Genomic DNA, 17,708 nt, shown 5'->3' with positions numbered 1-17,708 from the left:
ATACCAGCGCTTTGGCGCTGGTGAGGTTTGGAATTTACCATGAGTGAATTTAAAAACATTTTACAGCTAGATAAACAAAGCCAAACGGCTATGCTAGCTGATGCTAATGGTTTACTAGCGAATATGAGCGCAGAACAGCGTGTTGCATGGGCGCTTGATAACTTGCCTAATACGGCTTTTTTATCATCTAGCTTTGGTATTCAAGCGGCAGTAATGCTGCATTTAATGACCTCACAACGTCCAGATATTCCCGTTGTATTAACCGATACAGGCTATTTATTTCCTGAAACGTATCAGTTTATTGAACAAATGAGTGAGCGTTTATCACTAAACTTAAAGGTGTATAGAGCGCAGCTAAGCCCAGCATGGCAAGAAGCTAAGTTTGGTAAGTTGTGGGAGCAAGGCGAGGACGGCATTAAGCAATATAACCAGCTTAATAAAGTTGAGCCGATGACCCGCGCACTTAAAGAGATAGAAGCGGGCACGTGGTTTAGTGGTTTGCGTCGCGATCAATCATCTACACGTGCTGATAAACAGTTTGTAGAAATAAGCCGTGGTACCGTTAAAGTGTACCCGATTATTGAATGGTCTAACCGCGACGTGTATCAGTATCTTACTAAGCACGATTTACCTTATCACCCATTATGGGAACAAGGTTATGTGTCGATGGGTGACGTACATACAACACGTAAGTTAGAACCAGGAATGACAGAGGAAGAAACTCGCTTTTTTGGTTTAAACCGAGAATGTGGACTACACATGGATGGTGACGGTATTTAACGTCACTACGATGTAGTTAAATCGCAAATAAAAACGCAGCTTCGGCTGCGTTTTTATTTTCTTTTATTCGGGTACAAAAAATTGCCTAATTAAGTATTTTTTATTAGACTCAAGGCATTAAAGGATTAATTAAAGCAGGAACGCTATGAAATACTTTACCTACTTAGCTATATCAATTATGGCTATTGCAGTCATCTCTTTGTTTTATTTAAAAAAGCCCGATGGTCAAACATGGCTTTCTGCATCATCAATTAGCAGTGAATCTCAGCAAATTAAAGAAAGAATGGTCGCGCTATCTAGCAGTACTTTGGACCAAGCAGTGCAGGGCGTTCAGCAAGCTGGCGATAAAATTGCGAGCAGTATTTCTGATGAACCAATTGCTGCAAATGCTACCTCAAGTGGTAAAATTTTTAAGTGGCAAGACGAAACAGGCCAATGGCACTTTTCTGATACACCTAACCCACATGCAAAAAGTATTGAAGTAAAACTCGATCCTAAAGATATTACTGTTATTGCTGCAGAAGACACGTCTATTTTAAATACCTCTCCAAGTACAAATACAATGTCGGCTGCACCAGAGGGGATCAGTATTTTGAACCCAGATTCGGTTAAAAAGCTATTTAATGACGCCGAAAATGTAAAAGACAAACTAGAAAAACGTAATAAAGAAATTAATAATTTAAGTGCACTTTAATTATTTAGAGTGAGTGCTTTTATGGTTTTTTAAATAACGTTTTTCGGCTTCCATCAATAATACTGTTAAATATATTTTAGTGGGAAGCGACAGCAGCACGCCTACAGCAATGCATGCCGCCGCTATAGTTATTCCTTTAATACCATGCTCGACAGTAAAGTAGTTCGACACAATTAACGTATGGGCAGTCACGATATGGCACAACCCAAGCACTATTGATGTTTTAAGCAGCCTAATTATCATTGTTTGCGACATAGTTACCTCAGTAGGCACGCTTTAAATGCTTAGCATTGATTTAAGACAACAAACAGCAAATATAAAAAAGCCCAGCTTATTACTAAACTGGGCTTTTAGATGTATTAACTACTGTCTTTGTTAGTCGATCATATTACGCAGTACATATTGTAAAATGCCGCCGTGTTTGTAGTAATCCCACTCTTTAGGGGTATCAATACGTACATCAGCACTCAAGGTTACTTTTTTACCTTCGGCATTTGTAGCAATAACGGTTACTTCATCGGTTTTATCGTACAGGCCATCAATATCAAATTGTTCTTGCCCTGTTAACCCGTGTGACTCGTAGCTTTCACCTTCTTTAAATTGCAGAGGTAATACACCCATACCAATTAAGTTAGAGCGATGAATTCGCTCATAGCTTTGTGCTACAACCGCTTTAACGCCTAGTAAAAGTGAGCCTTTGGCCGCCCAGTCACGAGATGAACCCGTACCGTATTCTTTACCCGCTAAAATAATGAGAGGCGTATTATTTTTTTGATACTCCATAGCTGCATCGTAAATGCTTGCTAAATCGTTTTCTGGTTGTGTACGTGTTACACCGCCCTCAGTACCCGGGGCAAGTAAGTTTTTAAGACGTACATTGGCAAACGTGCCGCGCATCATTACTTCGTGATTACCACGGCGTGAGCCATACGAGTTAAATTGCGATTTTTCTACACCTTTCTCTTGCAAGTATAAACCTGCTGGCGCTTCTGCTTTAATAGCACCTGCTGGAGAAATATGGTCAGTAGTTACTGAATCCCCAAGCTTAGCTAAACAACGTGCGCCCTCAATCGTTGGAATACCCGGAGGTTCTACTTTCATACCATCAAAAAATGGTGCTTTTTTAATGTAGGTAGATGCGTCATCCCAATCATAAAGTTTGCCATCAGGTATTTGAATTTGCTGCCAGCGGCTATCGCCTTCGTAAACGTTAGCGTAGCTTTTTTCAAACATTTCTTTAGTTACTGTTTCTTTAACTAGGTCGCTCACTTCTTTAACGCTTGGCCAGATGTTTTTAAGGTAAATATCGTTACCATTAGCATCTTGCGCAAGGGGTTCGTTGTATACGTCAATGTCGGTTCTGCCGGCAATGGCATAGGCTACAACAAGTGGAGGTGAGGCTAAAAAGTTCATTTTCACATCTTGGTGAATACGCCCTTCAAAGTTACGGTTACCCGATAAAATAGAGCTAACCACTAATTTATGCTTTTGAATCGCATCTGATATTTCAGTCGCTAGTGGACCTGAGTTGCCAATACACGTAGTACAGCCATAGCCTACCAAGTTAAATCCTAGGCTTTCTAGGTCGTCCATCAAGCCTGCTTTTTCTAGGTAGTCGGTAACTACTTTAGAGCCTGGTGCAAGGGATGTTTTAACCCAAGGTTTTACATTAATGCCTAATTGCTTCGCTTTTTTAGCGACTAAGCCTGCGGCTAAAATAACACTTGGATTAGAGGTATTGGTACAGCTGGTAATTGCGGCAATAACACAAGCGCCATCATTTAGCTCAAACTCTTGGCCTTTAAATTTAACTTTAGCGGCACCCATAAACTGTGCTTCGTCTACTGGCTCATCTGGATTTGTTGTTGGGCCTTCACTTTCAATACGAGCTTGCTCTTCATCGCTTTTGTCGCGACGAGCCATACGCTCATCTTGAAAGCCTTTTAAATGCTCGCCAATTACTTCACCCGCTTTATTTAGGGCAATTCTATCTTGTGGACGTTTAGGGCCTGCAAGGCTTGGTACAACATCGTCTAATTTAAGTTCGAGTGTATCGGTGTAGCTCGCTTCGTCGCCATCGTTACGCCATAAACCTTGGTGTTTAGCATAATCTTCAATTACCTTTAGGTGTTTTTCGTCGCGGTTTGTTAAGCGAAGGTAGTTAATGGTTTCATCATCAATCGGGAAAATACCACACGTAGCGCCGTATTCTGGTGCCATATTCGCTATGGTTGCTCTATCGGCAAGTGGTAGGTCGGCAAGGCCGTCACCATAAAACTCTACAAATTTACCCACTACACCATGGTTACGCAGTATTTCGGTTACTGTTAATACTAAATCGGTTGCGGTTGTACCTTCAGGTAATCTGCCGCTTAGCTTCATACCGACTACTTGTGGAATCAATAAACTAATTGGCTGACCAAGCATAGCCGCTTCGGCTTCAATACCGCCTACGCCCCAACCAAGTACACCTAAGCCATTAATCATGGTTGTATGAGAGTCGGTACCTACGAGAGTGTCTGGGTAAGCGAATTTTTTGCCATCGCGCTCTTCATTAAAAACAACACGGGCTAAATACTCTAAATTCACTTGGTGAACAATACCGGTTGCTGGTGGCACTACTTTTAAATTATCAAAAGCGGTTTGTCCCCAGCGTAAAAATTCGTAACGTTCTTTATTTCGGTCATATTCAAGCTTGGCATTTAAATCAAATGCACCATCATTACCATAACCATCTACTTGTACCGAATGGTCAATAACAAGTTCAGCTGGCGATAACGGATTTATTTTTGCAGGATCGCCACCTAGTTTTTCCATTGCGTCACGCATCGCGGCTAAATCAACAATAGCGGGTACACCGGTGAAATCTTGCATAACTACGCGAGCTGGAGTAAAGGCAACTTCAGATGCAGGTTTTGCTTGAGGATCCCAATTAAGGAGGGCTTGAATGTCTTGTTCTTTAATATTTGCGCCGTCTTCGTTTCGAAGAAGGTTTTCAAGTAATACTTTTAAGGAGAAGGGCAATCGTTTCGCTTTGTCGCCAAGTCCTTTTAGAGAATGAATATGATATTGCTCACCGTTTATTGTGAGCTGATGTTGGGTATCGAAACTATTATTCATTATTTGCCCCTTTATGAATTATAAAAATATTTTGAAGAGTGACCTCTGTAGCACTTGAGTTGCAAAGTGCATACCAATGTAAAAAGCTGTCTTTAGAGAACGAATTTTATACAATTATTATAGTAGAGATGATGCTGAAAAATTTAATTTCAAGAGATGATTTGAAAGACGAGGTAAGGTCAAAAGTTATTTTGACCTTTATTAATTACTGTAACCAACCTTGTTGCTTAGCTTTAATACTTAAATAAAGTAGAGCAATGGCAATTATGATTACAAAAACAGGCATAAATACAGCACTTGCGCCAAGCAGCTCAATACTGTTTATAACTACAAAGTTATAGTACTGCTGTAGTAAAATAGCACCGAGCGACAGTGCAAAAGTAGGTATTGCCAGCGCGTTTTTAGTAAGTAGAAACAGACAACCCAAAGTGCTTCCAAATACAGCTATAGCAAAGGCAATAGTTGACCAAATAGGAACGTTAGAGTAGGCAGCTTGTTGATCTAGCGGTAGTTTACCTATCATTTCGGGTGTCATCATCATGTGCATAGCAAATGCAATAACGCCAAGTAAGTTCCATACAAGTGCCGCCCATACAGCGGGTTTAAACCAGGTGGCTGGTGTGTTTTGTGACATATTATTACCTTGTTTTTATTATTATTAGCTAGGTAATTAAAGAGCAAAAAGGCCAACTATACAAGGTGGCCTTTTTATATAAAAAGAGGGTTTTTTAAATACTTAACCAAATGAAATAGGACGACGACCTGTTTTATCGTCAACTTTTGGCTTTTTAGTGCGCTTGCGCTTAGCTTTAGCTGGCTGATTTATTGGTTGTGGTGCAGCTTGCTTTGATTCTGCTTGAGGTTGTGCCGCAGGTTTTTCTGCAGGAACTGCATCTTCACTTAACGCAAGTTGAAAAAACTCACCATCGAATTCTAGTACATCGCCACTGTATAATTTTTTCCGCTTTATTGTACAAATTTCATGGTTAACACCCACATAGCCTTCAGTGATTAGGTTTTTAGCTTGGCCGCCACCTTCAACTAAGTTTAATACTTTTAATAATTTACAAAGCTCAATCGGCTCTTCTTCTAACTCTATTTCTATATATTCTTCGTTCATATTTGCTCTCGGTGGGGTAACGCACAGGCTTTAGTATAAAGGCTTACAGCGACTTTTGCACCAAAGCAAGTAACTTTAGATAGCTGTAATACACAATTAGTTATGAAAGTTTTTAGGTATTTTATCTGTCTTTAAAAAAACTGAAGCAATTAAAAGTTAAGCTTCGTTGCAATCTTTTTTACGTATGGCTCGCTAATTGCTAAAACTCTGGCGGATTAATCAATGTGTAATGAATACATATAAAACGGAGTAGAAAATGGGCGTAAGATTAGCAATGAAAAAAGAGCTAATGGGCTTAGATAATTCAGATATGTTGACCGCAGATGATGTTAGGTCACATCTTACTAATCAAGTAAAAGAGCAAAAGGAAAATGCTGAACGTGGTTTTTCTGTGATTTCAAAATTTAACGATCACCATAGTCGTTTAGTGAGTGGCGATATGAAAAAAAAATCGGTACTTGAATTTCAACGCCATCGTTTATTTAAAGAAGTTTTATACACCCGTAAAAGTGTTGATGCGTGGTTAGATAGCCAAACAAATTAAATTGCTATAAATAGTTACCTTTAATAGACTACAATTGTAATTTAAAAGGGTAACTATGAAAAATGGAATTTTAATATGTGTGTTGGCATTACTATTAGCTGCGTGCCAACAACCTACCGTGTATGTATTTAGTGAAAACTTGCAAGATGAACAGCGCAACCAGCTCGATGCTGCGCTAAAAGCACAATCGCTCTCTTATGAATATGTAGAGCTGGCAATCCCACCTGACTTTGGTGAAGCCACATTACTCTTATCAAGTGATAAGATTTATTCTAAAGAAACTGAGCAACTTGCGGCTATAATGCAGGGGCTAGGTTACGAGCCACAAGTTAACTATACAACGCGTTCAAATCATTTTTATGGTGATGGCAACATAGGTTTTTATTTAAAAAATGTAGTGGCGGGTACAACCTTTGTTATGCCTAAAAGGTTACGAACAACTCAATGCAGCGAAGACAAGTACAATGATTTACTTGTCACATTTACAGATAAATATGCTGACTTTACCTTACCCAGTGGCGCTGTTGTAAGGTTAGGTTGGGAGTTTTTATACGGTTACGTTGTCATTTATTACAAAAATTATTCGCAAACATACAGCCACTCGCAACCACTTGTAAATACCCCCTTTGGTGCCAAGCCTTCAGATACTTACACTTTTACTGCGCACGCTAATAAGCCCAGTTGGCTTGATTGCTCATTGCAAATTGTTTATATGGATTGAGTGATAGAGTTAACCGTGAGTTTCTATATGTTCACTAAGTTTTGCAATACGCAAACTCATACCTTCTATAATTCGGTCTTTAATTTTTTCACGGATAACATTAGGTAAGCGGGTGAGTGCTTCAGGGGTAATAGCAAGAACTATGCTGTCGGTTTTGGCGCGTGCGCTAGTGCTGCGCTCTCGGTTATTTATAAAAGCGCCTTCACCTATAAATTCACCTGGCTCTATAGTACCAAGTTCTAGCAAATGATTATGTTTAAATACTAATAGCGCGCCGCTAAGTACAATATATAAGCGCTTGTCGTTATCGTATTGCTTAAATAAAAACTGATGCTGGCTTACTAAATATAACAGGCCGAACGACTCCAATAAGACTTGGCGCTCGCTGAGCGTAAATTCCTTAAAAAAGTGCAGCCTGTTTATAATTTCCATTTGTTTGAATAATGGAATATGTTCGATTAGCTTCATCAATAACCAAATGTGTTAAAAGCGTTTAATCAGCTAATATTGCGCTCTTTTAATTTTCGGGTCAACGTGTTGCGTCCCCAACCAATTTTTATAGCAGCATCTTGCTTATGACCAGAACAATTAGCCAGGGCGGTTTTAATTAAACGAGTTTCTAGCTGGGCTTGAATGTCAGGCCAAATATTTTCTTTGCCTTGTTTAAGCTCTTGATTAAGCCATTGCTGAAACGCATCTAGCCAATCACCTTCTTCTTGGGTTGGCGAAGCATCCAGAATCTCCGGTGGTAAGTCTTGCTCGCTTACAAGCTCACCTGGCGCCATAACTGTTAGCCAGCGACACGTGTTTTCTAATTGGCGTACATTGCCTGGCCAATTAAATAAACGTAATTGCTCAGTCGCTTTAGGGCTCAGCACTTTGCTTTCTACTTGTAGTTCTTTAGCACTTTTATGTAAAAAGTGCTGCGATAAGCTTTCTATATCTTCAGTGCGCTCTCGGAGAGCGGGTAAACGTAGGCGCACAACATTAAGACGATGAAATAAATCATCCCTAAACTTGCCCTGTTTAACTAAATCTTCAAGGTTTTGGTGAGTAGCCGCAATAATACGGACATCTACTTTTATACTTTGATGGCCACCAACGCGATAAAATTCACCATCGGCAAGTACGCGCAATAAACGTGTTTGTACATCAAGTGGCATATCACCAATTTCATCTAAAAACAGTGTGCCGCCATTGGCTTGCTCAAAGCGGCCTTTACGTACGCTATCTGCGCCCGTAAATGCGCCTTTTTCGTGGCCAAATAACTCTGACTCAACTAGCTCTTTTGGAATGGCTGCCATGTTAAGTGCAATAAATTGATTTTCTTTACGTGGACTATGGTTGTGCAGGGCGCTGGCGACAAGTTCTTTACCTGTGCCAGATTCACCATTTATTAATACGCTCATGCTAGAGGCCGATAGTTTACCTATCGCTCTAAACACTTCTTGCATAGCGGGTGCTTCACCAATAATGTGGGCACTTTTTGGTGGAGCTTGCTTTCGCTTAGTTTTTTTAGTGGAGTTTGCTCTGCACGCGCTCTCGACTAGCGCCACTGCTTCGTTTAAATCAAACGGCTTAGCTAGGTATTCAAAAGCACCTTTTTGGAATGCATTAACTGCAGAGTCCAAATCTGAGTGGGCAGTCATTATAATAACTGGCAGCCCAGGGTTTTGCTCTGCGATAAGTTCAAGCAACGCCATACCATCCATGCCTGGCATTCTAACGTCAGAAACTAAAACAGTAGGTTGGCTAAACTTTAGTGCGCTTAGTACATCTTGCGCATTAGCAAAGCTCTCCGTGTTAAACCCTGAACGGGTTAGTGCCTTTTCAAGTACAAAGCGAATTGAGGCATCATCATCTACAAGCCAAACTGTTTTCATGCAAACTCCAAACATTAATCTGCAAAGGGCAGATAGATATTAAATTCAGTATGTCCAGGCCAGCTATCGCATTCTATATAGCCATCATGTTGATCTATCAGCGTTTGCGCTATTGAGAGTCCTAACCCTGAGCCATCTTCTTTATTGGTGATCATAGGGTAGAACAGTGTTTCACGTACACTGGGATCAATACCTGGTCCGTTATCAGATATTTGGATCAACAAGGCTTTTTTAGGTGCTTTACCTGGGCGACGATGCTGATGATTAATGCGGGTTTTTATTGTTATTTCACCGCCATTTACAAGCGCCTGCTGAGCATTTCGAACAATGTTTAATACTACTTGCTGAATTTTACCTTGATCAATGTATACATCAGGAATGCTTGGGTCGTAATCCTTAACCAAGCTAATGTTAGAACAATTATCTAACGTACTTAGTCGTGCAACTGATTCAAGTGATTGATGTATATTGCCATACGATTTTTGCGGAAGCTGATTTGGCCCTAAAAGCCTATCTACTAATTCGCGTAATCGGTCAGCTTGCTCAATGATAAGTTCAGCACATTGGTCTCTTTCTTGTTGATCAACCTCATACTGCAATAACTGCGCCGCTCCGCGAATTCCACCTAAAGGATTTTTAATTTCGTGAGCTAAGCCTCTAATTAGATTTCGGGCTGCTTGGTATTGATGCATTTGATTAGACGCTTGGTCGTGCTTAATTTCGTCATCAGTTTGGCGCCACTCAAATAAAATATAAAGTGAGCCATCAAACTTAATTTGTCGTGTACTTACGGCTACTTTTGCATGGCGAGAATCGCTAAAAACCACGTCAGCTCTGTGCTGCTGGCAATCTACACCTTCAACTAATGAGTATTGTTCTATACGCTGCAAATCGATTGAATGGTAATTAAAAAGACTGTCGAAAGGCTGATCTAATAGGCGCTTGTTACCAAGGCCAAGCAGTTCGCTAGTACTGGTATTGGCATAGACAACGGTGAAGTTTTTATCAAGCAACATGATAGCGGTTGTTTGATTTTGCCAAATAGCATCGAGTAGCTCAGGGCTAAAGTTTTTATTATTAATCATAGCTGCACCATTTTAGTGCGTTGATGTTTGCAAGCAAGTTATACGGTAAAATACACTGCTGCACGATTAGTAATACCCCAATTTAATTACTTAGGCTTAGCCCTTTTCGGTGCATAAAAAACATACAGGGCTCGCTTGTAGCAATAACTTGGTTTTTACTATTAAAAAGCTTTAATTGTAGTGTGTGCTGACCACGTTCTACATCCCTTATTGCAAAGGTTGAGCTGTCACTGGCAGGGCCGTGTGCTTTACCATCAATAAAAAGTTGTATAGTAAAACCAGTTTCAAAGCGCGGTTTTATTCGGCTAGTAACATAAACAGTGCCGGTATTTTCACGAATAGTCTGGTTATGATCAGGTGAGGAAATGGCAATACTAAAGGCCGCTTGTTGAGGCTGGGGTTGCTCGTCAAAAATGTCAGTATTTGTTGCAGGCATATTAAGATCTTGGCTGGTAAGCTTTACCTCTTTAGCACCTCTATGAGGGGTGTCAGAGAACACTAATACGCCATTTTTATCTTTCCAAGCGTATATTTTTGTTTCACCGGCATAACCATAATTACTTAATCCTAAAGTAATTAATAGTAATAAAATCTTGTTATTCACTCTGCAGCCCTGCATTTTTATCGGTAACTTAACTTTAGTGGAGATTGACTAATTTTACCATTAAAAAAGCCCGCAAAGCGGGCTTGAGAACACACATATTTTTTACAGCTTATATTAACAGCTGTAGTACATTTCAAACTCAACTGGGTGAGTTGTCATGTTAAGCTTTTCAACTTCTTTAGACTTAAGTTCGATGTAAGCATCGATTAAGTCGTCAGTGAATACGCCACCTTGAGTTAAGAATTCACGGTCTGCGCTAAGTGCAGATAGTGCTTCGTCAAGTGATGCTGCAACAGTTGGAATTTCTGCTGCTTCTTCAGCTGGTAAGTCGTATAAATCTTTATCCATAGCATCGCCAGGGTGGATCTTGTTTTTGATACCATCAAGGCCAGCCATAAGCATTGCTGAGAAAGCAAGGTATGGGTTAGCTGTTGGATCCGGGAAGCGTACTTCAATACGACGACCTTTTTCAGATGGAACCACTGGGATACGGATTGATGCAGAACGGTTACGTGCAGAGTACGCAAGCATAACTGGTGCTTCAAAACCTGGTACTAAACGTTTGTACGAGTTAGTAGATGCGTTTGCAAAAGCGTTAATTGCTTTAGCATGCTTAATGATACCGCCAATGTAGTAAAGTGCATCTTCAGAAAGACCGCCGTACTTATCGCCAGCAAAAAGGTTAACACCGTCTTTAGCAAGTGACTGGTGACAATGCATACCAGAACCGTTATCACCAACAACTGGCTTAGGCATAAACGTTGCTGTTTTACCGTATAAGTGAGCCATGTTATGGATAACATATTTCATTTCTTGGATTTCATCCGCTTTTAATACCATTGTATTAAAGCGAGTAGCAATCTCGTTTTGACCTGCTGTTGCAACTTCGTGGTGATGTGCTTCTACTACTTGACCCATTTCTTCTAGAACTAGACACGTAGCTGAACGCCAATCTTGGAAGTCATCAACAGGAGCAACTGGGAAGTAACCGCCTTTAATACCTGGACGGTGACCTGTGTTGCCATCTGCATATTCTTTATCTGAGTTCCAAGCAGCTTGCTTAGAATCAATTTTGTACATAGAACCAGACATATCTGATTTGTATTTAACGTCGTCAAATACGAAAAACTCTGGCTCAGGGCCAAATAAAACTGTATCTGCAATACCTGTAGAGCGCATGTAATCTTCAGCACGCTTAGCAACAGAACGCGGGTCGCGCTCATAACCTTGAAGTGTTGAAGGCTCTACTACGTCACAACGTACGATTAATGTTGATTCTTCAGTGAAAGGGTCTAGTTTGATTGATTCAGCAACTGGCATTAATACCATGTCTGATTCGTTTATGCCTTTCCAGCCTGCAATTGAAGAACCGTCAAACATTTTACCGTCTTCAAAAAAGTCTTCATCAACTTGGTGATGAGGAATAGATATATGTTGTTCTTTACCCTTAGTGTCAGTAAAGCGTAAATCAATGAACTTGACGTCATTTTCTTTAATAAAATCTAAAACCGATTGTGACATGTGTCCTCCAACTATTGGGTTTTGTTATTGCTGCATAATTGCTTTGGGATTTACTAAGCTGATTTTGTGCCATTTTTATAACTAGCTGTTTATAAATTAAAAAAATATCGTTGCATCAAAATGGAATGTACAAACGCACTATATTGGTGCGTAAATTTTCCTTTTTGGTGCAAAATTTACAGGGCACAATTTGCTGCTAATTTAATCGCTCGGAAATAGCATAACCTAAATGCAAAAGAGTACCAAAAAGATCAGCAAAATAGCCAAAAAGGCTGTTTTTCAAAAAAAATTTGAAATTTAATTCATATAATTGTCATATATAAAACAGATACTTAGTAAAAGTATTGAGAAAGTTTTGAAATTTATATTGGATAAACTTTCATCCATGTCATTAATGAGGGATAATATGCGCCCTTTTAAATCCTATGCTGGGACATCTCGCGAAAGCGTGGATGAGTGCGTAGATCTTGCAGGATCAATGAGAATTTAATTTCTCTGAGTAAATATATGAGCATCGAACAGTTAAGAAATATAGCGATTATCGCGCACGTTGACCATGGTAAAACAACACTGGTTGACAAACTACTTGAGCAATCAGGTACATTAGAAACACGCGGCGGTAACGAAGAGCGCGTGATGGACTCAAACGACATTGAGAAAGAACGTGGTATTACCATTTTGGCTAAAAACACAGCCATTTCTTGGAATGACTACCATATCAATATCGTAGATACCCCGGGACACGCCGATTTCGGTGGTGAAGTTGAACGCGTACTTTCGATGGCTGACTCAGTATTATTACTTGTTGATGCTCAAGAAGGTCCAATGCCGCAAACGCGTTTCGTTACGCAAAAAGCATTCGCGCAAGGCTTAAAACCAATCGTCGTTATCAATAAAATTGATAAGCCAGGCGCTCGTCCAGATTGGGTTATGGATCAAATCTTTGATTTATTCGACAACCTTGGCGCGACTGACGAACAGTTAGACTTTAAAGTAATCTACGCTTCAGCAATCAACGGTTGGGCAACACTAGATTTAGACGAACCATCAGACAACATGGAACCTATGTTCAAGATGATCGTTGAAGAAGTATCACCACCGGATGCAGATCCTGAAGGTGACTTCCAAATGCAAATTTCTCAACTAGATTACAACTCTTATGTTGGTGTAGTTGGTATTGGTCGTATAAAACGTGGTTCTGTTGCTCCTAACCAACAAGTTACTATTATCAGTGCTGATGGCACTACACGTAATGGTAAAATTGGTGCAGTACAAAGCTACCTAGGTCTTGAGCGTATCGAAACTGATAGAGCTTACGCTGGTAACATCGTAACTGTAACAGGTATTGGTGAGCTTAAGATTTCTGATACAGTTTGTTTCCCAGGAAACGTTGAAGCATTACCACCACTAAGTGTTGATGAGCCAACTGTAACAATGACATTCTCTGTAAATAACTCACCTTTCTGTGGTAAAGAAGGTAAGTTTGTAACGTCACGTAATATCCGTGAGCGTTTAGACAAAGAATTAGTACACAACGTAGCACTTCGCGTTGAAGATACTGCTAGCCCAGATAGCTTCCGTGTTTCTGGTCGTGGTGAATTACACCTAGGTATCTTAATCGAAAACATGCGTCGTGAAGGTTACGAGCTTTCAGTTTCTCGTCCAGAAGTTATCTTACGTACTGTAGATGGCGTTCTAGAAGAACCGTTTGAAACAGTGACTATTGACTGTCAAGAAGAGCATCAAGGTTCTGTTATGGAACAAGTTGGCCTACGTAAAGGTGAACTTACTAACATGACTCCAGATGGCAAAGGCCGTATGCGTTTAGACTTCATGATCCCAAGCCGTGGTTTAATTGGTTTCCAAACTGATTTCATGACGCTTACTTCGGGTTCTGGTCTTATGTACCATACGTTCGATCATTATGGTCCTCATAAAGGTGGCGCTATCGGTGTTCGTAAGAACGGCGTAATGATTGCAAACGCAACTGGTAAAGCACTTACTAACGCATTATTCAACTTACAAGAGCGCGGCCGTTTATTCATCGGTCACGGTGTTGAAGTATACGAAGGTATGGTTATCGGTATTCATAACCGTGATAACGACCTTACAGTTAACGCCCTTAAAGGCAAGCAGTTAACTAACGTACGTGCATCTGGTACTGATGAAGCGCAAACGCTTTCTCCGCACCTTAACTACTCACTTGAGCAAGCGCTTGAGTTCATCGATGATGACGAGCTAGTTGAAGTTACTCCACTAAACATTCGTATCCGTAAGAAACACCTTACAGAAAACGAACGTAAACGTGCGGGTCGTGCACCTAAGTCATAATCTATTAATTTAGAATAATGATTTTAAAAGCCGCTGTATTGAAAAACACAGCGGCTTTTTTGTGAATAATAGTTAGCGAGAGAAGAGCTGTAAGCTCTCAGGTTAGAAGAACATCGCGGTTGGTTCGATACCGTTAAACAGTTTTTAATATTGAACCTAAAAAAGGTATTAAGTTATTATCAAAGCTATATTTAATATGTGAGAGTAAGCTAGTGTGAATACCGAAAATGAAATGAAGGCAAAACTAGAGATAGAACATATTGCTGAACTGCAAAAATATAAAGATGAATTTGAAACGTTAGGAAAAAATGATTGGGGCTTGAAAGATCTCATATCAATTTTTTTACCGTTTGTTTTGTTATCAATTGCTAATAGCTTCTATGATATTGAAACTGAATTATTTCAAATAATATGTTTTATTTTCCTTGCTTCAGCTGTGGTGCAGGGAATGATTAGGGAGCAAACCAAAAAAACAAATCGCAGAATTGATTTGCTTCTTAAAATTATTAAACATGAGCAAAAGGGTGGCTGAAATTAGCTTTATATTAGGGCGCAGCGCTCTTTGTCTAAGCAAAAACGTGCTTGAGAATTAGATAATCGATATTGCAAAGTCTCTGTTTTTGTTGGTAGGATATTTTTCGTTGGGTTTCGCTTCGCTCAACCCAACCTATTGGTGTGGGGGGCTTACTTTTTAGGGAGTAGGGTGATTTTGCCAAATACATCTGCATCTATAAAGCCACGATTTCTGTCGCCGTTTACTGGCTGTACTTCGTGTGAGCCCATAAAGTGTTCGCGCACGTCGCTGCCATCGTTATCGCAATACGCTAACATAAAGCCGATTACTTGCTTTTCGCTAAGTGTAATTGGGGTATTTTTAGCACCTTCTTTATAATCATTCGGGTAGAGTTTTATTGCTACTTCCCACGTGATGTTAAAAGGTGCGGTGGTGTTGCGCTTCCAGTTACTAACTAGGTGGTCGGTATACAAATGGGCTTTTTTATCAGGGCCGTAATCGGCAGCTTGGTTATCAAGGCCAATATGGTACGCCAAAGCGGTGTGATTAAATTGGTGGTTTCCGCCCGATGCATCGCTATCAATAAATATCTCTAATGCATCGTCATCCCAATATTTATAGGTTGGATCTGCGTGTGTATCTATTAAAACATCATCCACTATATCGGCTTGTAGGTATAAGTAGTTTTGATCCCACAGTAAGCGATAACGCCCTTTAAAATCGGCATCGTTTGATGGCAGTGTGCCATCCATTAAATAAGGCATATCGTGCCAAGTGGCTTTATCCCACGCACTTTCTGATACGCCATCAATAGTAATTGGAGTTGATGTATGTTCAACATCAATGGCCATTGCAGGCGTGCTTAATAAAAAGCTTAAGGCGAGTGCTAATTTTTTCATTAATTTCTCAATTTTATTGTCGATTTGGTTTAATGTAATAACAATCTTAAAACAGCTAAGTAAATAGTTACAGTGAAATACTTTCGCCTTCGTTTAAAATATACAGCGGTGTTTTAGCATCCATTTTTTTTACCATGTGTAATAAACGTAGCAAAGCAGAGTGGCTAGAGTGGTCGCCCATTTTCCAACTTGAGTTACCGTATCCCCACGGTATCATTACTTTGCAGTTAAGCTCTTGTGCTGCGTTAAGCGCGTCTTCTGGTGTAGTGTGAACGTAGCGATAAAATTTGCCACTTTCTTTACTGTAGTAAGATGCGATTCGTATTAAGCACACATCTATATCGCCATATTTTTGCTGTATATCTTTAAAGTGTTTTGAGTAGCCCGTATCGCCTGCAAAAAATAAGGTATTGCCGTTTTGTTCAAGCAGCCAGCCATTCCATAAGTCTTTATTGTTATCTTCGTAAATAAAGGGCACCAATACTCGAGCGCTAAAATGATGAGCTGGCACGGCATTAATAATTAAGTCGTCAATGTTGGTTGTTGAGTACCATGGCATTTCGCTAATATTAAAACCGCCGGTGGGGAAGTTGTCGGCCATACCGAGTGGTGTTAAATAACGAGGTTTATTGCCAATGCTTTGTATGTCGGCTTTATTAAAGTGATCGTAATGAATATGCGAATACATTACCGCATCAATATTTTCCAGTTCTTGTTCACTAGGCCAAGCGCCTGCTTTACGATAAATACCAACGCCGAGTTTAAAGCCAAGTGCGACTGGAGAATCAAACTGATTTTTTACCGGATCAAACAGCACACTTTGACCATTTGGGGTGTTAATTACAAAACTAGCGTGACCAAGCCAGCGCACAGTATAGCCGGTGCTAAGTTGTGGTTTAGTTTGCTGGCCTTGATACTGGCAGTTTTCGCTGCCGGTTTTGCATAGTAAGTCTGGGTGGGTTGGGTAGCAGTTTTCAGTACAGGTGGTGGGATATGTTTTTTCACCTGTGTATAAATTTTTATAACGACCGTTCTTATCATTAATAACAACAACTGAGTCGGGGTTGGTTATACGATTAATATTATTAGGTGCACCGCAGGCAGTTAGTATACATAAGAGCATTGTTGTGATTAAAAAGCTTTTCATTGTAAATCCCTTTTAGCATTCCCTTTAATATAAAAAAGCCTGCAATTAAGCAGGCTTGTTAAAGTAACAAATGATTAGCCTGCGCTATTCATTTGTTCAATAAATTTGTTTGAATCGGCAATCGATTTGTTCATGTCGTTCATCAACAATTGAATATCGCGCTTAAGGTTAGTGAATTCACCTTTAATAGCCGATACCGCTTGTGCATTTAAGTTATGCTTTAAGTATAAAACGTTATCATGAAGCGAGGTTAATACTGGCTCCATTTTACTCTCTGCGCTGCGCATTGAGCGTAATAGCTGATCAAATTGACGCTTAGTTGCGGCTAGCTTTTTGCTGCTTTCACGCTTAAGTGATGCGCTTTTGTATTGCTCCAACTCATCGCCCCACTCATCAAATAGCGCTTCTGCCACGTCTTCTACCTTATTGATATTAGTTGAGACTTCGTTAGCGGCATTTAAGCTCGACTCGTAATCGTCGTTTAACTGATTATAAGTGTCTTGTAATTCGCCACCATTAAAATCGATTAGAGTCGTTAAGCGCTCTAGTGCCGATTTAAATTCTTCTTGTGACTCTTCTTGAGAGTCTTTGGTTTCTTCTACGCGGTCAATAAGAATATCGCGTTTGTGAACACCGACTTTTTCCATTGCAGAGTAATAAGCTGATTGGCAGCCAGTTAAAGTAAGTGTTACTACAAGCATTGAAACACTGAGTAATGTTTGTTTTTTCATTTGAATTCCTGTTT

At 40.0% G+C, this 17,708-nt stretch carries 18 protein-coding genes; 6 read left to right on the top strand and 12 right to left on the bottom strand.

Annotated elements, in window-relative coordinates; genetic code table 11:
• Positions 1-39: 39 nt before the first annotated feature.
• Together QL998_RS05340 and QL998_RS05335 are read left to right on the top strand one after the other, a co-directional pair.
• Entirely contained in the window at positions 40-780 is a 741-nt protein-coding gene (locus QL998_RS05340) for a phosphoadenylyl-sulfate reductase (RefSeq protein WP_182193757.1), read from the top strand.
• Positions 781-925: 145 nt separating this feature from the next.
• The gene (locus QL998_RS05335; RefSeq protein WP_024603798.1) at positions 926-1,474 is read left to right on the top strand and encodes a DUF4124 domain-containing protein; all 549 of its coding nucleotides are present in this window, start codon (positions 926-928) and stop codon (positions 1,472-1,474) included.
• Here the strand turns inward: QL998_RS05335 and QL998_RS05330 are convergent, their stop codons facing one another.
• The 4 genes from QL998_RS05330 to QL998_RS05315 all read right to left on the bottom strand — a co-directional run bounded on the left by QL998_RS05330 (position 1,475) and on the right by QL998_RS05315 (position 5,714).
• Entirely contained in the window at positions 1,475-1,729 is a 255-nt protein-coding gene (locus tag QL998_RS05330; protein WP_024603799.1) for a hypothetical protein, read from the bottom strand.
• Between the two features lie 120 nt (positions 1,730-1,849).
• Positions 1,850-4,594 carry an aconitate hydratase AcnA gene (gene acnA / locus QL998_RS05325; RefSeq protein WP_024603800.1) on the bottom strand — a complete coding sequence of 915 codons (2,745 nt, stop codon included), beginning with the start codon at positions 4,592-4,594 and terminating at the stop codon, positions 1,850-1,852.
• Between the two features lie 205 nt (positions 4,595-4,799).
• Positions 4,800-5,228, bottom strand: a complete 429-nt coding sequence (locus QL998_RS05320; RefSeq protein WP_182193755.1) for a hypothetical protein — start codon at positions 5,226-5,228, stop codon at positions 4,800-4,802.
• A 102-nt stretch (positions 5,229-5,330) separates the two neighbouring features.
• Positions 5,331-5,714: an RNA-binding S4 domain-containing protein gene (locus tag QL998_RS05315; protein ID WP_076926063.1), complete on the bottom strand. Its 384-nt coding sequence runs from the start codon at positions 5,712-5,714 to the stop codon at positions 5,331-5,333.
• Between the two features lie 256 nt (positions 5,715-5,970).
• Here QL998_RS05315 and QL998_RS05310 point away from each other — a divergent pair, with 256 nt between their 5' ends.
• Both QL998_RS05310 and QL998_RS05305 read left to right on the top strand, forming a co-directional pair.
• Positions 5,971-6,258, top strand: coding sequence for a hypothetical protein (locus QL998_RS05310; protein WP_024596967.1), 288 nt, complete (start codon positions 5,971-5,973; stop codon positions 6,256-6,258).
• Positions 6,259-6,313: 55 nt separating this feature from the next.
• The gene (locus tag QL998_RS05305; RefSeq protein ID WP_024603803.1) at positions 6,314-6,979 is read left to right on the top strand and encodes a hypothetical protein; all 666 of its coding nucleotides are present in this window, start codon (positions 6,314-6,316) and stop codon (positions 6,977-6,979) included.
• Between the two features lie 9 nt (positions 6,980-6,988).
• On the opposite strand, the gene QL998_RS05300 is transcribed toward QL998_RS05305, so the two are convergent.
• The 5 genes from QL998_RS05300 to glnA all read right to left on the bottom strand — a co-directional run bounded on the left by QL998_RS05300 (position 6,989) and on the right by glnA (position 12,072).
• The gene (locus tag QL998_RS05300) at positions 6,989-7,447 is read right to left on the bottom strand and encodes a cyclic nucleotide-binding domain-containing protein (RefSeq protein WP_010554789.1); all 459 of its coding nucleotides are present in this window, start codon (positions 7,445-7,447) and stop codon (positions 6,989-6,991) included.
• A 29-nt stretch (positions 7,448-7,476) separates the two neighbouring features.
• Positions 7,477-8,862: a nitrogen regulation protein NR(I) gene (ntrC, locus tag QL998_RS05295; protein ID WP_024596969.1), complete on the bottom strand. Its 1,386-nt coding sequence runs from the start codon at positions 8,860-8,862 to the stop codon at positions 7,477-7,479.
• Between the two features lie 14 nt (positions 8,863-8,876).
• Entirely contained in the window at positions 8,877-9,947 is a 1,071-nt protein-coding gene (gene glnL, locus QL998_RS05290; protein ID WP_024603877.1) for a nitrogen regulation protein NR(II), read from the bottom strand.
• An 82-nt stretch (positions 9,948-10,029) separates the two neighbouring features.
• The gene (locus QL998_RS05285) at positions 10,030-10,551 is read right to left on the bottom strand and encodes a DUF4124 domain-containing protein (protein ID WP_024603878.1); all 522 of its coding nucleotides are present in this window, start codon (positions 10,549-10,551) and stop codon (positions 10,030-10,032) included.
• Between the two features lie 114 nt (positions 10,552-10,665).
• Positions 10,666-12,072: a glutamate--ammonia ligase gene (glnA, locus tag QL998_RS05280; RefSeq protein WP_024603879.1), complete on the bottom strand. Its 1,407-nt coding sequence runs from the start codon at positions 12,070-12,072 to the stop codon at positions 10,666-10,668.
• Positions 12,073-12,579: 507 nt separating this feature from the next.
• On the opposite strand from glnA, the gene typA reads away from it, so the two are divergent.
• A complete protein-coding gene (gene typA / locus QL998_RS05275; protein ID WP_002961123.1) occupies positions 12,580-14,403 on the top strand; it encodes a translational GTPase TypA in 1,824 nt (607 codons plus the stop codon).
• Positions 14,404-14,617: 214 nt separating this feature from the next.
• The gene (locus QL998_RS05270) at positions 14,618-14,935 is read left to right on the top strand and encodes a hypothetical protein (protein ID WP_076926067.1); all 318 of its coding nucleotides are present in this window, start codon (positions 14,618-14,620) and stop codon (positions 14,933-14,935) included.
• Between the two features lie 152 nt (positions 14,936-15,087).
• On the opposite strand, the gene QL998_RS05265 is transcribed toward QL998_RS05270, so the two are convergent.
• The 3 genes from QL998_RS05265 to QL998_RS05255 all read right to left on the bottom strand — a co-directional run bounded on the left by QL998_RS05265 (position 15,088) and on the right by QL998_RS05255 (position 17,694).
• Positions 15,088-15,816 carry a CBM9 family sugar-binding protein gene (locus QL998_RS05265; RefSeq protein WP_076925804.1) on the bottom strand — a complete coding sequence of 243 codons (729 nt, stop codon included), beginning with the start codon at positions 15,814-15,816 and terminating at the stop codon, positions 15,088-15,090.
• A gap of 67 nt (positions 15,817-15,883) precedes the next feature.
• On the bottom strand, positions 15,884-16,963 hold the full coding sequence (locus QL998_RS05260; RefSeq protein ID WP_182193751.1) for an MBL fold metallo-hydrolase: 1,080 nt from the start codon (positions 16,961-16,963) through the stop codon (positions 15,884-15,886).
• A gap of 74 nt (positions 16,964-17,037) precedes the next feature.
• Positions 17,038-17,694, bottom strand: a complete 657-nt coding sequence (locus QL998_RS05255; RefSeq protein WP_024597208.1) for a DUF2959 domain-containing protein — start codon at positions 17,692-17,694, stop codon at positions 17,038-17,040.
• Between the last annotated feature and the right edge of the window lie 14 nt (positions 17,695-17,708).

This window comes from Pseudoalteromonas sp. APC 3691 (assembly GCF_030408135.1).
GTDB lineage: Bacteria > Pseudomonadota > Gammaproteobacteria > Enterobacterales > Alteromonadaceae > Pseudoalteromonas.
This window is presented reverse-complemented; position numbering and strand designations above follow the sequence as displayed.

Excerpts from the sequence above, each read along its gene's own strand:
- QL998_RS05305 (WP_024603803.1), top strand. The coding sequence starts at position 6,314 with ATGAAAAATGGAATTTTAATATGTGTGTTGGCATTACTATTAGCTGCG.
- acnA (WP_024603800.1), bottom strand. The coding sequence starts at position 4,594 with ATGAATAATAGTTTCGATACCCAACATCAGCTCACAATAAACGGTGAG.
- QL998_RS05315 (WP_076926063.1), bottom strand. The coding sequence starts at position 5,714 with ATGAACGAAGAATATATAGAAATAGAGTTAGAAGAAGAGCCGATTGAG.
- QL998_RS05265 (WP_076925804.1), bottom strand. The coding sequence starts at position 15,816 with ATGAAAAAATTAGCACTCGCCTTAAGCTTTTTATTAAGCACGCCTGCA.
- QL998_RS05310 (WP_024596967.1), top strand. The coding sequence starts at position 5,971 with ATGGGCGTAAGATTAGCAATGAAAAAAGAGCTAATGGGCTTAGATAAT.
- QL998_RS05330 (WP_024603799.1), bottom strand. The coding sequence starts at position 1,729 with ATGTCGCAAACAATGATAATTAGGCTGCTTAAAACATCAATAGTGCTT.
- glnA (WP_024603879.1), bottom strand. The coding sequence starts at position 12,072 with ATGTCACAATCGGTTTTAGATTTTATTAAAGAAAATGACGTCAAGTTC.
- ntrC (WP_024596969.1), bottom strand. The coding sequence starts at position 8,862 with ATGAAAACAGTTTGGCTTGTAGATGATGATGCCTCAATTCGCTTTGTA.
- QL998_RS05340 (WP_182193757.1), top strand. The coding sequence starts at position 40 with ATGAGTGAATTTAAAAACATTTTACAGCTAGATAAACAAAGCCAAACG.
- QL998_RS05320 (WP_182193755.1), bottom strand. The coding sequence starts at position 5,228 with ATGTCACAAAACACACCAGCCACCTGGTTTAAACCCGCTGTATGGGCG.
- glnL (WP_024603877.1), bottom strand. The coding sequence starts at position 9,947 with ATGATTAATAATAAAAACTTTAGCCCTGAGCTACTCGATGCTATTTGG.
- QL998_RS05255 (WP_024597208.1), bottom strand. The coding sequence starts at position 17,694 with ATGAAAAAACAAACATTACTCAGTGTTTCAATGCTTGTAGTAACACTT.
- QL998_RS05260 (WP_182193751.1), bottom strand. The coding sequence starts at position 16,963 with ATGAAAAGCTTTTTAATCACAACAATGCTCTTATGTATACTAACTGCC.
- QL998_RS05335 (WP_024603798.1), top strand. The coding sequence starts at position 926 with ATGAAATACTTTACCTACTTAGCTATATCAATTATGGCTATTGCAGTC.
- QL998_RS05300 (WP_010554789.1), bottom strand. The coding sequence starts at position 7,447 with ATGAAGCTAATCGAACATATTCCATTATTCAAACAAATGGAAATTATA.
- typA (WP_002961123.1), top strand. The coding sequence starts at position 12,580 with ATGAGCATCGAACAGTTAAGAAATATAGCGATTATCGCGCACGTTGAC.